Raw genomic sequence first — 15,845 nt, forward strand, 5'->3', positions numbered from 1 at the left:
GGCAATGACAAAGCACGACCCCATCCTGCCGCAGGAAGTGGTGAACGGTGTGTCGCTGAATGCGACACCGGGACAACGCCCGCTGGCGATTGACGGCTGCACAACCCTGCCCGCCCTGTTCCAGTCAAGATGCGCCACTCAGGGCAGCAGGACCGCGCACCGCGAAAAGGATCTTGGTATCTGGAAGGCCTATAGCTGGAAAGACTACTGGGATCATGCCCGCTTGATCGGGTTGGGCCTCTTGCGGCTTGGCCTTGAACGCGGCCGTGTCGTGTCGATCCTGTCGGAAGACCGCAAGGAATGGCTTTATGCCGATATGGGTATCCAATGCGTCGGCGGTATTTCCTCTGGCGTCTATACCACCGACAGTGCCAGCCAGTTGGCGTATATCCTGACCGATAGCGACACGCAGTTCCTGATCGTCGAGAACGAAGAGCAACTTGACAAGTTTCTCGAAATCCCCGACGGCGCGCCGCGCGTGGAAAAGGTGATCATCCTCGAGGATGAGGGCCTGCATGATCTGGAAGGTGACCGATATATCTTTCTGCCCCAACTTTATGCGTTGGGTCGCCAACATCTGTCCGAGCATCCCAGTCTGTTCGAGGCCGAGATTGAGAAGACAAAGGCAGGTGATATCGCCCTTCTGATCTATACATCGGGTACAACCGGCGCACCCAAGGGTGCGATGCTGAGCCACGAGAATATCATGGCAGCGGTCGAAGGGGGTATCCGCGCCCTGCCCACGGATTATAGCGCTGAACAGCTGTGTTTCCTGCCGCTATGTCATATTCTGGAGCGTGACAGCTCGATCTATTTTCCGCTGGCGGTCCGCTCGACCGTGAACTTTGCGGAAAGCCCCGAAACGGTATTCGACAACCTGCGTGAAGTCAGTCCGCATGTCTTTACCGCCGTGCCGCGCGTCTGGGAAAAGGTCTATTCCCGCGTGACTGTTCTGTCGATGGAGGCCACAGGCTTTGGCAAGCTTGCGTTCAACGCCTCGCTCGGTGTCGGTATGAAACGCGCCGAATTGATGCAGGCCGGCAAACCAGTGCCGGTCATGACCAAGGCGGGCTATTGGCTGGCTGACAAGCTGGTGTTCCGCAACCTGCGCCAGATGCTGGGACTTGATCGCCTGCGGCAAGGAACATCGGGCGCGGCCCCGATCAGCCCCGCCCTGCTCAACTGGTACCGCGCCATCGGTGTGCCGCTGCTGGAAGGCTACGGGATGACCGAAAACGCGGGTCTGGCCACAGTCAATTCCGAAGACGCGAACCGCCCCGGTTCGGTCGGGCGCGCTGTGCCCGGCGTCAAGCTGCGGATCGCCGAGGATGGCGAGGTCCAGACCTACGGCCTGAACAACTTCATGGGCTACTGGCGCAATAACGAGAAAACCGCCGAGACCTATACAGATGACGGCTGGTTGCGGACAGGCGATATCGGCAGCATCGACAAGGACGGATTCCTGACGATCACAGGCCGACTGAAAGACATCATCATCACAGCGGGCGGAAAGAATATTACCCCCGCCGAGTTGGAAAGCCGGCTGAAATTCAGCCACTATATCTCGGATGCCGTGGTGATCGGCGACAAACGCAAATTCCTGACCTGCCTGATCATGATAGATCAGGAAAACGTCGAGAAATACGCGCAGGACAACAAGGTGCCGTTCTCGGATTTCGCCTCGCTCTGCCGCGCGGAACCGGTGGTAGACCTGATCCGCGCCGAGGTCGATCAGGTCAACAAGGAATTCGCCCGCGTTGAACAGATCAAGGATTTCCGCCTGATCGACGTTCTGCTGACGGCGGAAGACGAAGAGCTGACGGCAACGATGAAACTGCGCCGCAGCTTTGTCGAGAAACGCCACAAGGCGCTGATTGACGACATGTATAAATAAGCCTCAATATCGGGGTGTTTCTGGGAGGAGACCAAACATGAGTAAAGTGATCAAATCGCTGTTCGCCGGTGCCGTGGCACTGGGAATGGCCCAAGCCGCTGTCGCGCAGACGCAGGGCGTCAGCGATACAGAAGTTGTAATCGGATCGGTCAACGATCTGTCCGGAATTTTCGCCGCTGTGGGTGTGCCTGCAATCAACGGTGCAAACCTCAAGTTCGACGAGGTGAACGCGGCAGGCGGCGTACATGGCCGCCAGATCCGTTTCGTTGTCGAGGATCACCAGTACCAGCTGCCGCGCTCGACACAGGCCTATAACAAGCTGATCAACCGCGATCAGGTATTCGCCAATATCCTGAGCCTCGGCACACCGCACAACCTTGCGGGCTTCCAGTTGATGGACCCCAAGGGTGTTTTCAACATCAACCCGCTGACTGCCGCGCGCGAGATGCTGCAGGAACCAGTGGAAAACAAGTTCACCGGCTTTTCCAGCTACTATGACCAGACAGTCGCTGGCATGCGCTATCTGGCCAATGAATATGGCCTGACCAAGGTTTGCACCATGTATCTGCCGACCGATTTCGGTCTGGAAATCTCTGAAGCGACCAAGGAAGAGGCCGAAAGCTTGGGCATGACTTTCGTGTCGGAAACCACGCACAAGCCGGATGAGCAGGATTTCGTCGGCGCCGTGCAGAAACTGCGCTCCGATGGCTGCGAGGTTGTGACGATGGCGCTGGGTGTCCGTGCGGGCATCACCATCGTGGGCACCGCAAAGCAGCTTGGCTGGACCGATGTGAAGTTTCTGGCAACTTCTGCAGGCTTCCTTGAAGCCGTAGCCGCAGTACCGGGTGGCGTGACTGATGGACTTTATGCCGCTGCTGGCTGGGTCGATCTTCAGGCGCGTCGTGAGGATGAAGCCCCCGCCGCGTTCATCGCGGAATATGAAGAGGCTTTCGGTCAGCCTGCAACCGGCTTTGCGATGCTGGGCTATAACGCGGCTGAAACCGTGGTGATGGCACTGGAAGCTGCCGGTCCCGATCTGACGCGAGAAAGCTTCCTCGCGGCTATGGAAAGCATGGATTATTACAGCGACCTGCTGGACACCCAGATCAAGTACACGCCTGACAACCATCAGGGTGCCAACGACATCACGATCTCTGTGGTAGAAAACGGCTTCTGGAAACTGGTGGGCCGCGAGTAAGCAGATTTCTTTAAGAGATCAAAAAAGGGGCGCTTCGGCGCCCCTTTTGCATAGCTGGCCGGTTCATGCGAACAGATCGTCCAGTTCGGCGTAATCCGGCAGGGTCCGGTCAATCTGACGCCCTCCGCGCAGAACGATCCGGTCTGCTTGCGGGCGCGAGAAAAGCTCGGACCAGTCGCGCGCACGTGTGATCACCAGATCGGCAGGAGCGCCGGGGGCCAAGGACGGCGCAGCAAAGCCGCAGGCGCGCGCGGGATTGCCCAGAAAAGCCTGAACCCAATCTGGATCGGAATGATCCAGATGTCCGATCCGCGTCGCCTCGCGCATTACCTCCAGCATGTCGAGATCGCCGTATGCATAGAACGGGTCACGGGTATTGTCCGAGGCGAAGCTGACATTGATCCCGCGCGCCTTCATCTCGTGCACCACGGTCAACCCGCGCCAGCGCGGGGTGCGCCCTGCTTGGCGCGCTTGCAGATACAGATTGCACATCGGCAGCGAGACAATGTTAAGCCCCGCCTGCGCCACCAGATCCAGCGTTCGGTCACAGTCGGCATTGTCCTGCATCGCCAGCGAACAGCAATGCCCGACGGTCACAGGCGCGTCAAAGCCGGTCTCGATCACTGTTTCCGCGATCATCCGCAGGGTGGCTGCATCAGGATCGCCGGTTTCGTCGGCATGGAAGTCAACCTCCAACCCGCGCTCCATTGCAATGCGGAAAAAGGCCAGCAGACGCGCGCGGATGTCCGGCACAGGATAGGTAACCATGCCCAGCACACCGCCGGCCTGCGCGACAATATCGGCAGTTTTCAGGAAATCGCCTGCCATATCGACCTTGTCCACGCCCACAAGACAGGAGGCTTGCAGCGCGATACGGCCAGCCCATTCCGCGCGCATCTCGCGGAAAATCGGCCAACTTATGCTGTCTTGGGGTGCAATGCTGTCCAGATGGGTGCGGATCGCTGTGGTCCCATGGGCATAAGCGCAGCGCAGGGCGAAATCCATCCGGCGGCGTACATCCAGCGCAGTCCAGTTCGCCATGCGATCATCGCTGACTGTTGTCAGCGCGCCCATGAAACTACCATCGGGATTAGCGGCGCGCGGCCAGATATGGCCCTTGTCCAAATGGGTGTGCATGTCAGTGAAGCCGGGAAAGACCATCGCACACCCCATATCCACGCGCACATCGCCCGGACCCTCCACGATCCTGCCATCCGCGATAGTCACACCGGTGCGCACCAACCCACCGACCTGTCCGATCAGGCAGGCGGGCACGGTCAGGTTCTCAAGGCGCAGACGGGTGGCCTGCGGCAATGTCTTGAAGTCCATGAAATTCCCCGTTCAGGTTTCGCGTTTGATTGCACTCTCGTGCCATTTGCGCAGCAGCATATGGCTCAGGAACGACAGACCGGCAAAGATCACAACCCCTGTGACCGCAATCAGCAACAATGCCGCGAACATTCGCGGGATGTTCAGGCGGTACCCCGCCTCGAGGATACGGAAGGCAAGGCCCGATCCGATCCCGCCTGTGCCTGCCACATACTCGGCCACCACCGCCCCGATCAGCGCCAGTCCTCCGGCAATACGCAAGCCGCCCAGAAAATACGGCAAGGCTGAGGGCAGGCGCAGGTAGCGCAGGGTTTGCCAGCGTGTTGCGCCATAAATGCGGAACAGATCGCGCAGGTTATGATCCGCCGAATTCAGGCCCAGCGTCGTGTTGGACAGAACCGGAAAGAACGCGACCAGCCATGCACACATCAGCAAGCCTGCCGTACGGTTGTCGACATAGATGAAGATCAGCGGCGCGATCGCCACGATCGGCGTCACCTGAAGGATCACCGCATAGGGATAGAACGACATCTCGACCAGTCGTGACTGGGTGAACAGCACCGCCAGCCCTACCCCGCCGATCACCGCAACCGCCAGCGCCATCATGGTGATCTGCAGCGTCACCAGAAGCGCGTCCAGCAACATCGCCCAATCCTGCAGCAATGTTGTCCAGACAAGGCCGGGACCGGGCAGGATGTAGTGGGGAATGTTGTTCCACACGACCAGCCTGTCCCAGCCGATGATTGTCAGGATCAGGACCGCCAAGGGCAGCATCCAGCGCCCGATCCTGTCAAAACGTTGCAGCCGCAAGCGGCGCAGGTCTTCGGCGTCCAGAGCAACGGTGTCGGCCCGTTCCTTGACCACGGGTTTTGCGGCCTGTGTCTCGGTCATACTCATACCGGCTCTCCCATGGCTTCGTGCAGCGCTGAGGATGCCTCGCGGCACAGCGCTGCATATGCGGCGGATGTGCGGAAATTTTCGTCACGCGGATAAGGGGCCGGCACCGTGACCTCGCGGATCACCCGACCGGGACGGGCGGCCATGACAACGATGCGATCAGACAGAAACACGGATTCGAACACCGAATGGGTCACGAAAATCACCGTGCAGCCAATCGCCTCTTTCAGCTTGAGAAGGTCATTGTTCAACCGGAAGCGGGTTATTTCGTCCAGCGCTGCAAAGGGCTCGTCCATCAGGATCAGGCGCGGTTTAGTGACCATGGCCCGCGCGATGGACACGCGCATTTTCATACCGCCCGACAATTCGCGGGGATAGGCGTTCTGGAACTTCTCAAGCCCCACCAGCTTGAGCGCCTCGAGAACCTCGTCACGGACGGCAGTATAAGGTTGGCCGCGCAAACGGAAGGGAAGCCAGACATTCTGTGCCACCGTCGCCCAAGGCATCAGCGTCGGTTCCTGAAATACCACTCCCAGATCGTTCTCGCCCTGCCCGCCTGCCCAGGCAATCTTGCCTCGGCTGGGATGGGAAAGGCCTGCAATCAGACGCAATGCAGTAGATTTGCCACAGCCCGAAGGCCCCAGAAGCGAGATGAAATCGCCATGATTGACCGTCAGGTTCATCGCCTTGAGGGCGACAACATCCCCGTTGAAGGTTTTGTCGACGTCGATCATTTCCAGCACAGGGGGGCGCTGGTCAAGGGATGGGCGTTCAGGTCTGCTCATGGTGATCCTCTGGCGTGAAACGGCACGGGGCCAGCCTGTCGGCCAGCCCCTTTGAAGCGTTCAGTTCTTGGGACGAAGGTCCAGACCCAGCCCTTTACCCACGAATTCGGTGGTAAAGCTGGCTTTCCAGTCGATGCCATCCGCGATCACACCGGCATCCACCATCTTTGTGTAGAAATCTCCCACCTGTGCCTCGGTCATGACACCGATTCCCATTTCCAGCGAGTCACCGGAATCGACGATGCCCATTTCGATCATTTTGCCGATTGCAAATTCGATCTTGTCCATCGTCATGTCGGGGTTGGCAGCAAGGATCAGCTCTTTCGCACCGGCGTTGTCGCCATAGAGAAAGTTGTACCAACCCAGGATCGAACCTTCGACAAAGCACTTCACCGCATCCGGATTGGCCTCGAGAAAGGGCTGCATCACTTCGACCGTCGTCGCGTATGTCGAATAGCCCGCATCGGCGATCAGGAAAACATTAGGTGTAAAGCCTGCTTCCTTTTCAATCGCATAGGGTTCGGACGACAAGAAGCCCTGCATGCCCTTGCGCTTGTCGGCAAGGAAGGGTGCGGGGTTAAAGGTATAAGGTTCGCGCTGGTCTGACGTGAAGCCATGCGCTGCAATCATCCACTGGTAGTAGGAGGTGAAACCATTATCGCCGATCAGTAGCGTCAGGTCTTTCAACTCTTCCCATGTGTCCGCCTCGCCAGGATGGGCGATGATGACTTGCGGGTGTTTCTGGAAGGTCGCCATAACCGATACGACGGGCACGTTTTCGGCCACAGCATTGAACGCCTGCAGCATGTCACCGCCCATGTGGAACTGCATCCGGTCCGCCATCAGAAGCGCACGGTTGTTCACCTGCGGGCCGCCTGGCACGATCTCCACCTCAAGCCCGCAGGCTGCATAGGTTCCATCGGCAACCGACTGGTAGAAGCCGCCATGCTCGGCCTGTGCCAACCAATTCGTGCCAAAAGTGACCTTTTGCTGCGCCGAGGCCGGAACAGCCACAGCCGCCATTGCAAGACCGGCGAGCGTTCCCGCGATTGTTTTTCCTGTCAGTTTCATACTGCGACTCCCTGTTGGGTCTGGTTTCTGTCCTTTGTCTAGGACCGCGCAGTCTTGCCCTGAAAGTGCGGCTGGAATTCTGGCGGTGGCTCTCTGGTCAGTTGCCGATTCATTGTGCAGCAGCAGCATTGACTGCCATTATTTTAAGCGGACTGGCAGGTTCGGCCGTAAATTCGGCGCGCTTCCAACGACCGCAAGATGCCATCCCCACAGGCATGATGGCAGAACCACGACAAAGGGCGTGCTGCCCGCTGTCGGAAAGGCAAGAGATATGACACCCAATGTGCAGGCCGCGCGCGATGCGCTGGCGCATCTGGAAATTGATGAGAACCCAGCCGCGCTGAAATCCAAAAGCCGCGATTTCTTTTGGTATTCGCCGGTTCTGAAAACACGGTTGGACCATCTGGTGGGCGATTTCGTGGTCGCCCCAAAAACAGAGGCCGAAGTGATCGAGGTCCTCAAGACCTGCTATGCCCATGACGTGCCGGTCACAACGCGCGGCGCGGGCACAGGCAATTACGGGCAGGCGATGCCGCTGGCGGGGGGCTGCATCTTGCATATGAAGAACATGACAGCAGTCAAAGAGGTGCAGCCCGGACGCGTCATCGTGGAACCGGGTTGCCTGCTCAAGGATGTGGATGCCGCGACCAAGGCACATTCGGGGCAGGAATTGCGTATGTTCTCAAGCACATGGGCTACCGCGACCATCGGCGGCTTTGTTGCTGGCGGGTCGGGCGGTGTGGGGTCGGTCACATGGGGCAGTCTGCGTGATCTGGGCAATATCATCCGCCTGCGCGTCGTTACGATGGAAGCGGAACCCCGTATTCTGGAATTCCGCGGCGAGGAACTGGCCCGCGTCAGCCATGCCTATGGCACCAATGGAATCATCACCGAGTTGGAGATGCCGCTGGCACCCGCCTATGACTGGACAGGGCTGTTCGTTGCCTTCGACACATTCGAGACGGCCGCCACTTATGCCGAGGAGATCGCCAATCAGGACGGTATCCTTGTCAAACTGGTAACCGTTTTCGAGAACCCAATCCCGCAGGCCTATTTCCAGCGTGTGAAGCCCTATATCGGCGAAGGCCAGCATATGGTCGGCCTGATGGTCGCACCGCATAGCATGGACGGTTTCAACACCTTCACCGCGCGTCGCACAGGGGCGCAGATCATCTATCGCTCGGACAATGACACGTGGGAAAAAGGTCCGGGGGCTGTCTTTGAATACGGATGGAACCATACGACACTGCGTGCGCTCAAGGTCGATCCGTCGATCACCTATCTGCAGGTGCGCTACGGCTATCCTGACCATCAGGCGAAGGTCGCCGCGATCCGCAAGGCGTTGGGCGCGGAGGGCGAGGTGCTGCAGCATCTGGAAGTGCTGCGCGAGAACGGCAAGGTGATGTTCGCCGGCCTGAGCCTTGTGAAATTCACAACCGAGGAGCGGCTGAACGAGATCGTGAAAATCCATGAAGATCTTGGCTGCATGATCTTCAACCCGCACCGCTATACACTGGAGGAAGGCGGGCGGCAGACCGTCGATGACCGCCAGTTGAATTTCAAGCGTGAGGCCGATCCCAAGGGACTCTTGAACCCCGGCAAGATGATCGCTTGGGACGATCCCGGTTTCAAATTCGAAAGCGTCTATCAATACCCAAGGATGCGGGCCGCCGAATGAGCCGCGCACTGGTGCTATTTGCGCATCCCTGTGCCGAGAGTTTCTCGGCCAGTCTGCACAAAACCGTGGTGGACACGCTGTCTGCACAGGGATGGGATGTAGATGATTGCGATCTGAATGCCGAAGGTTTCAACCCTGTGCTGACGGAATCAGAACGGCGCGGCTATCACGAGGTAGGCCCGAACCTTGCCTCCGTGGCGGATTACGTGGAGCGACTGCGCGCGGCGCAGGCACTGGTGCTGGTCTTCCCGGTGTGGAATTTCGGCTATCCCGCGATTCTCAAGGGTTTCTTTGACCGCGTCTTTCTGCCGGGAGTGTCGTTCCGGCTGGAAGATGGCAAAGTGCGCCCCAATCTGACGCATATCCGCAAGCTTGCGGCAGTAACCACCTATGGCGGCACGCGGATGCGGGCTTTGCTGGCAGGCGATCCGCCGCGTCATGTGGTCAAACGCGCGGTCTGGCATGTGACGCGGCCCGACAAACTGCGCTATCTGGCGCTCTATGACATGAACCGCGCTACCGATACGCAGCTTTCCGCGTTTCAGGCGCGCGTCGAACAGGAAATGAAGGTCTTTTGAATGCGCGCACTGGTCGTCTACTGTCATCCCGATCCTGAAAGCTTCAACGCGGCGATCTGCGATCTGGTCTGCACAAGACTGACCGAAGCCGGAGCAGAATTACGTGTTCTGGACCTTTACGCCCGCGGTTTCGATGGCGCGCTCAGCCGGACGGAATGGCGTGGCTATCTGGACAGCCCCGCCAACCGCGTGCCGGTGAAACAGGATGCCCACGCACTTGAATGGTGCGATACATTGATCTTCATTTACCCTACGTGGTGGTATGGTTTGCCTGCAGTCCTCAAGGGCTGGCTGGACCGTGTGATGCTGCCCGATGTGGCCTTTCTGATGCCGGACGGCGCGAACAAGACGATCCGTCCGGGCCTGACCCATATCACGCGGTTGGGCGTCTTCACGACATGTGGCGCCAGCCGCTGGCTGACCTTTCTGGTCGGTGCGCCCGGGAAGCGGACCTTGCTGCGCGGTGTACGCCTGCTTTGCGCTCGGCGATGCCGCACCGCTTTTGCCGCGCATTACCTGATGGACAGTTCCACACCAGAAAGCCGCGCAACCCATCTGGAACGGGTTGACCGCGCACTGGCCAAACTGATCGGCGCGAAGGCTCGGCAGACCAAGGGGGCCGCGGCATGAGCACGATCCCGATCCTTGACTGGCGGCGCTTCCTCGATCCTGCGGCGCGGCATGGCTTTGTCGCCGATCTTGGCAAATCATGTCGAAATACTGGATTTTTTCTGCTGACCGGTCACGATATCCCGCAAAACCTATGCGATGAGGCCTTTGCCGCCGCCGCGGTTTTTTTCGCCTTGCCCGCCACCGCCAAAAAGCCGCTGTCCATCCTGACGAATCCCCATAACCGCGGCTGGGCGATGCAAGGGTCAGAGCAGCTTGATGAGACGTCCTTGCTGCCTGACCGCAAGGAGGCTTTCAATATCGGTCTTGAGATGAACGGCGATGATCCGCGCCTCTTGCGAGGCGAGGCGTTTCGCGGGCTTAACCTCTGGCCCGATCTGCAAGGGTTCCGCGAAACGATGCTGGCCTATTTCGACGCCGCGCACCGGCTGGGTATCGCGCTGATGGGGGCGGTCGCCCGTGATCTGGGGCTGCATCCGCAATATTTCGATCTGGATTTCGATGCGCCAATGGCAACGCTGCGTCTGTTGCATTATCCCGCCGCGCAAGATGCAGGCGATGGTATCGGCGCTGGTGCACATACCGATTACGGCGCACTGACCTTGCTTGCCACGGACGGAACAGCCGGTCTGCAAGTGCGCGGCAAAGACGGTCTCTGGCTTGATTTGCCACATGTGCAAGGCGCGCTGGTCGTCAATATCGGGGATTGCCTCATGCGCTGGACAAACGACCTATACGCATCGACCCCGCATCGCGTTCTGCCACCACCACGCGCACGGCAGTCGATCGCGTTCTTTCTAGATCCCAATCCCGACAGCATGATCGCCGCCCTGCCCGGAACAGGTGCGCCACGTTATGCACCGATCCTTGCTGCCGATTACTTGCGGTCACGACTGGACGCCACTTACAGACCGGAGAAAACAGCATGAGACGACTGGACTGGGCCCAATACCGCGCCCCCGAATTTGCCCTGATCGACCCGATGACGACCATCGCGATCCTTCCCACGGCGGCGGTTGAACAGCACGGTCCGCATCTGCCGGTGGGTGTCGATATGATGATCGCGAACGGCATGCTGGACGAGTTGCGCCGCCAATGCCCCGATGATCTGGATATCCGCATTCTTCCCGTGCAATGCGTGGGCAAGTCGAACGAGCACCTGCATGCGGCAGGCACGCTGACGCTTGGCGCACAAACAGCCCTTGCCGCGTGGGTCGAGATCGGCCTTTCCGTGGCCCGCGCCGGCGTTCGCAAGATCGTTATCGTCAACAGTCATGGTGGCAATCTTGATCTGGTGTCTATCCTGTCACGCGAATTGCGCGTGCGGGCCGGCATGATGGCAGTCAAAAGTCAGTGGAGCTCTTTCGGGCAGCCTGCGGGCATGTATCCGCCAGAGGAGATCGCCTTCGGCATCCACGGTGGTGACGTCGAAACCTCGATCATGCTGGCGCTACATCCCGAACTGGTGGATATGACTGCGGCGCAGAATTTCCGCTCCAGCGCGCAAGAGGCCCCCATCTCGCCCATCGGGCCTGTGTCGCTGGGCTGGATTTCATCAGACCTCAACCCCGCCGGAACCGTCGGCAATGCCGCAATCGCAACTGCAGCAAAAGGTGAGGCAACAATCAGGCATCAGGTGGCTGGGCTTGTTGCCGTACTGCAAGACCTGAAAACCATGTCTCTTGAAGGCTATGCTCCGGTTGCACAATCGGCGCAGTTTCTCTGAATACGAGAATATAACCACCGGAAGTTGCGCGCAGCTTCTTGCAGTCCCCTCAGACTACAGTCACTATGGCAAAACTGTGGCACGAGGAGTGGACGATGCGTTTAAGCCTGCAATTCCCGCAGCTTGCGAAGGCTGACCTGTTCGAGGATTTGCCATCTGCCGATATTGCCACTTTCCTTGACAGTTGTGAGCTGCGAAGCGTTACAAGCGGAACAGTGCTTTTGGAACAGGATCAGCACGCCGAAGGCATGCTGATGATCGCCTATGGGTGTGTTGAGGTCACGATGACGACGCCGGATGGCCATGTCGCCGTTCTGCACCACGCCCGAGAGGCCGAAACCCTTGGCTGTATGGAGACAGCGACCCGCCAACCATGTGTCGCATGGTGCACAGCCGTGGGGGATGTAACCTACCTCTTTTGTCCGCTTGACAGGTTTGCCGACCATCTGGCGCACCCTCTGATCCAGAGGAACGTGATGCGGATCATGCGGGCACGGATGCTGCGTGATAGTTTGCGCAAGCATGTCGACCAACATTACACGCTGGACCGGCGTGTCTGCGCCTATCTGTTGCGCCTGACCGACCGTTCCAACCGTGTTCCGCACAGCCAGGGCTATATTGCGAAACTTGCAAGCTGTTCGCGCCAGTCGATCAACCGCACATTGGCTGTCCTGCGCGAGGATGGGCTGATTACAATCGAAAAAGGCAAGATACGGTTGCTGGATCGTGAAGGGCTGGAACGCAAACTAGCGGGGCGATAGCCGCGCCGCTCAGCCGGTCACGGGTATTACGTCAACGGCCTGACGGCTTGTCTGGCGACCTGCGACGCGCAGGATACCCTTGACCGGCGAGACATCGGTATAATCGCGGCCTCGCGCAACCTCGATATGGTCAAGCCCTGCAAAACAGTTGTTTGTCGGATCGAAATCCATCCAGCCAGCGTCCGGGCCACACCATGCACAAATCCACGCATGCATGGCATCCGCCCCTTCCAGCCGGGGTTTTCCGGCGGGCGGGATTGTCCGCAGGAATCCGCTGACATATCCGGCAGGAATGCCAAGACTGCGCAGGGCCGCGATCATGATATGTGACATGTCCTGACATACGCCGTGACGCTTCTCGAAAGCCTCGGCCATAGGCGTGTCGACGGTCGTTGCCTTGGCGTCGAAGCGAATATCGCGGTGCAGGGCATCGCCTATCGCGGCAACGACCTGTTCACATGACACACGATCAGGCAGGCCCTGCCTGACCTGTGCAGCGTAATCCGCGATTTCCGGAAGTGCAGGTACGCGCGCGGAAGGCGCTGTGAAGTGCAACGGTGAAAACGGACCAAGATCACGGGACTGCTCGATCAGGCTTTTCATGTCGCCAAGGTTCGAGAACAGCCCTTGCTGCGTTTCGCCCTCAAGCCGTTCGATCCGCGCTTTCAGGGCAACCCCGACATGGTCATGCGCATCGCGAAAGGCAAACTCGACAGTCGGGTTGCCGAAGAAATCAATCCAGTTTCGCCTTTCCGACGGCTGCGGATGAATGTCGATCAGCGCGGCAATCAGGCGCTGCCGTTTCGGCACATCCAGCGGTGTGATCCGCAGCAGATGACGCCCACCGGCGGCAGCGCCGGTATAGTCGTAGCGGATGTTGAGGGCGACATCGTAGATCATGAGCGCACCAGACTAATGCAGATGTGCATCGTGCAAGGCCGTCGACAGAGCAAGGATATCGCCGCGCAGTGCAGTCAGTGCACCAGTGTCAAGCGTTTCCACAGAATGCACAGCAACCCGCGTATCCAGTTCCAGCACCTGACGTTCAAAATCGCTGAGTTGTGCATGGGGGCGCGCGATTGCCAAGTCTTCCACACGGTGGCGTATGCTCATCAGGTGGAACCGGATCGAGCGGGGGTTTTGCGGATCCAGCGCCAGCATGTCGACCACAGTACTGCGGGTCGTTGTGACAGCATAGCGCTGGCGATGGATCATGATGCTGTCGCCGATCTCGATCGCAAGATCCAAGGCACCTTCGGGCGCGTCCGACCCTGTGGCTGCCGCCAGCAACTCTGCCATCATCGCGGCGCGTTCCAGCGAGCGGCCGATGGTCAGAAACTGCCAGCCAGCCGCGCGATACATGTTCTCATGCACCAGCCCCGAAAAGCCGGCTATCTTGCGGAGCAAGACGCTCATCACCAGCGCCGCATCCGTGCCAGGCCTTGCCGTCAGAGCGATGCGGTTCATGGATTTCTCGACATCCTTGAGCGCGGCCCAGCCATCAACGGAAAAACGGTCGCGGATCTGGCTTGCACTGTTGACCGCAGAGGTCAGGGTAGCTTGCAAGCCGTTGGGCAAGGCTTGCGCCGCATCGGTTCCCATCGTTGCCAGAAGATCACGGATCAGGGCCAGCAACGGTTCTGTCGCCGCCTCGTCCAGACGACTGTGATAGGCGCGCACCAGTCTCAGGATACCCTCGCTTCTTTCTACATAGCGGCCTAGCCAGAAGAAGTTGTCGGCCGCCCGCGATGGAAGCGGTCCGGACTGGGCGCGCTGGAAAGGAGCATCCGATGAAGACAGCATCGAGACCGGATCGACCGGCTTGTCACTGACGACCCAGACATCCGCGACCGACCCGCCACTTCGCATGGCAATGGCCGTTGCATCCTGTCCGGCACCGATGCGACCAAAACCGCCTGGCATAACCTGCCAACCTGAAGGCGTCCGTGCCAGAAAGACTCTGATCGTCATAGGGCGCGGCACCAGTTCGCCATTATCAAAGACTGGCGTCGTGGACAGGGTGACCAGTTCCTGCCCGACAAGTTGCGCTGCATTGGCCGTCAGCCAATTGTCCAGCGATTGCCCGTCCGCTCCGCGCATCTGTCCCGCAACGGCATGCGCGGCGCTTGTCTCGAACGGCATGCGGTTGGACAGCGCTGGCCCGATCATCATGCGGTTTGCATTGGCTCGCACATGGGCCAGTTCCGCATCCTGCCCGCACCACCAAGTGGCGACATTCGGCAGGGCCAAGCGCTCGCCTGTCAGGAATTTGCTGATCTTGGGCAAGAAGGCCATCAGCGCCTGTGTCTCCAAAACCCCTGCCCCCAGCGCATTGACCATTGTCACTTGCCCCTGCCTGATCGCCGACACCAGGCCGGGTGTGCCGATCTGGGATTGCGACGCCAGTTCCAGCGGATCGGTCCAACCGGAATCCATCCGTCGCCAGAGCACTTCAACAGGCACAAGGCCCTGCACCGTGCGGATCTGCAGCCGCCCGTCCTGCACGGTCATATCCTCGCCCGCCAGCAGGTTCAGGCCAAGATACCGCGCGATGTAGGCCTGTTCGTAATAGGTATCGGTCAACGGTCCGGGCGTCAAAATACCAATGCGCGCCGCAGGATCACGCCGCAGGTGGTCCAACCCCTCGCGAAAGGCGCGAAAAAAACCTGCCAGCCGGTGCACGTTGGTCTTGCGAAAAAGCTCGGGGAACACACGTGCCGCAGCGACCCGGTTCTCAAGCGCGAAGCCGGCCCCCGAAGGTGCGTCGGTTCGGTCCGACAGAACCCACCAGCGCCCGTCCGGACCGCGCCCGATCTCGAAAGCCACGAAATGCAGGAAATGCCCCGAATGCGGTTTGACCCCAACCATCGGTCGCAACCATTCAGGGTTCTGCGCGATCAGTGCTGCAGGAAGATGCCCCCCCGAAACCAGCGTGTTGGGTCCATAAAGATCCGCCACCACCTGTTCCAGAAGTTCGGCGCGCTGGATCAGACCTGCCGCGATACTGGACCATTCCCCATCCGGCAAAATGATCGGCACAGGGCTGAAGGGCCAGTCACGCCCCGACAGCGTCGTGTCGCCGTAACTGCGAAAGAACACGCCCGCATCGGTCAGATACTGGTCGCCGCGCGCAAAATCGTGGGTGATCTCGTCAGGCCCGAGGCGCGAGAGATGGTTGATCAGACCAGCCCATCCCGGACGCATGCGCCCGCTTGCATCGCATAGCTCATCCGGCACACCCTGCAGCGGGCGGTAGTTGTCAAACAACCGCATATCCTGCCGTGAAGGATGTGCCTTC

The 15,845-nt window shown here is 59.5% G+C and carries 14 protein-coding genes; 8 read left to right on the plus strand and 6 right to left on the minus strand.

Features of this window, described 5'->3' with window-relative positions; all coding sequences use genetic code 11:
• The first annotated feature begins 4 nt into the window (after window positions 1-4).
• Entirely contained in the window at window positions 5-1,894 is a 1,890-nt protein-coding gene (locus K7H22_RS16220) for an AMP-dependent synthetase/ligase (protein ID WP_230801925.1), read from the plus strand.
• Window positions 1,895-1,931: 37 nt separating this feature from the next.
• On the plus strand, window positions 1,932-3,092 hold the full coding sequence (locus K7H22_RS16225; RefSeq protein WP_230801926.1) for an ABC transporter substrate-binding protein: 1,161 nt from the start codon (window positions 1,932-1,934) through the stop codon (window positions 3,090-3,092).
• Between the two features lie 63 nt (window positions 3,093-3,155).
• On the opposite strand, the gene K7H22_RS16230 is transcribed toward K7H22_RS16225, so the two are convergent.
• The 4 genes from K7H22_RS16230 to K7H22_RS16245 are packed head-to-tail and all read right to left on the minus strand — an operon-like array spanning window position 3,156 to window position 7,174.
• Complete coding sequence (locus tag K7H22_RS16230; RefSeq protein WP_230801927.1) at window positions 3,156-4,421, minus strand: cytosine deaminase; 1,266 nt, start codon at window positions 4,419-4,421, stop codon at window positions 3,156-3,158.
• Between the two features lie 12 nt (window positions 4,422-4,433).
• Window positions 4,434-5,312 carry an ABC transporter permease gene (locus tag K7H22_RS16235; protein ID WP_230801973.1) on the minus strand — a complete coding sequence of 293 codons (879 nt, stop codon included), beginning with the start codon at window positions 5,310-5,312 and terminating at the stop codon, window positions 4,434-4,436.
• 2 nt (window positions 5,313-5,314) lie between these two features.
• Window positions 5,315-6,103 (minus strand): ABC transporter ATP-binding protein, encoded by a 789-nt coding sequence (locus K7H22_RS16240; RefSeq protein ID WP_230801928.1) that lies wholly within the window; start codon window positions 6,101-6,103, stop codon window positions 5,315-5,317.
• Between the two features lie 60 nt (window positions 6,104-6,163).
• A complete protein-coding gene (locus K7H22_RS16245; RefSeq protein ID WP_230801929.1) occupies window positions 6,164-7,174 on the minus strand; it encodes an ABC transporter substrate-binding protein in 1,011 nt (336 codons plus the stop codon).
• A gap of 271 nt (window positions 7,175-7,445) precedes the next feature.
• Between K7H22_RS16245 and K7H22_RS16250 the strand changes: the two genes are divergently transcribed.
• The 6 genes from K7H22_RS16250 to K7H22_RS16275 all read left to right on the plus strand — a co-directional run bounded on the left by K7H22_RS16250 (window position 7,446) and on the right by K7H22_RS16275 (window position 12,547).
• A complete protein-coding gene (locus K7H22_RS16250) occupies window positions 7,446-8,852 on the plus strand; it encodes an FAD-binding oxidoreductase (protein WP_230801930.1) in 1,407 nt (468 codons plus the stop codon).
• The gene (locus K7H22_RS16255) at window positions 8,849-9,430 is read left to right on the plus strand and encodes an NAD(P)H-dependent oxidoreductase (protein ID WP_230801931.1); all 582 of its coding nucleotides are present in this window, start codon (window positions 8,849-8,851) and stop codon (window positions 9,428-9,430) included. The genes K7H22_RS16250 and K7H22_RS16255 overlap by 4 nt, the downstream gene beginning before the upstream one ends.
• Entirely contained in the window at window positions 9,431-10,060 is a 630-nt protein-coding gene (locus tag K7H22_RS16260; protein ID WP_230801932.1) for an NAD(P)H-dependent oxidoreductase, read from the plus strand.
• Window positions 10,057-10,989: an isopenicillin N synthase family dioxygenase gene (locus K7H22_RS16265; RefSeq protein ID WP_230801933.1), complete on the plus strand. Its 933-nt coding sequence runs from the start codon at window positions 10,057-10,059 to the stop codon at window positions 10,987-10,989. Before K7H22_RS16260 ends, K7H22_RS16265 begins: the two co-directional genes overlap by 4 nt.
• Window positions 10,986-11,786 carry a creatininase family protein gene (locus tag K7H22_RS16270; RefSeq protein ID WP_230801934.1) on the plus strand — a complete coding sequence of 267 codons (801 nt, stop codon included), beginning with the start codon at window positions 10,986-10,988 and terminating at the stop codon, window positions 11,784-11,786. The genes K7H22_RS16265 and K7H22_RS16270 overlap by 4 nt, the downstream gene beginning before the upstream one ends.
• Before the next feature lie 95 nt (window positions 11,787-11,881).
• The gene (locus K7H22_RS16275; protein ID WP_230801935.1) at window positions 11,882-12,547 is read left to right on the plus strand and encodes a Crp/Fnr family transcriptional regulator; all 666 of its coding nucleotides are present in this window, start codon (window positions 11,882-11,884) and stop codon (window positions 12,545-12,547) included.
• A 9-nt stretch (window positions 12,548-12,556) separates the two neighbouring features.
• Here the strand turns inward: K7H22_RS16275 and K7H22_RS16280 are convergent, their stop codons facing one another.
• Both K7H22_RS16280 and K7H22_RS16285 read right to left on the minus strand, forming a co-directional pair.
• Window positions 12,557-13,447, minus strand: a complete 891-nt coding sequence (locus K7H22_RS16280) for a transglutaminase family protein (RefSeq protein ID WP_230801936.1) — start codon at window positions 13,445-13,447, stop codon at window positions 12,557-12,559.
• A 12-nt stretch (window positions 13,448-13,459) separates the two neighbouring features.
• Window positions 13,460-15,820: a circularly permuted type 2 ATP-grasp protein gene (locus K7H22_RS16285; protein WP_230801937.1), complete on the minus strand. Its 2,361-nt coding sequence runs from the start codon at window positions 15,818-15,820 to the stop codon at window positions 13,460-13,462.
• Window positions 15,821-15,845: the final 25 nt, after the last annotated feature.

It is taken from the genome of Seohaeicola saemankumensis (assembly GCF_021021435.1).
Taxonomy (GTDB): domain Bacteria; phylum Pseudomonadota; class Alphaproteobacteria; order Rhodobacterales; family Rhodobacteraceae; genus Seohaeicola.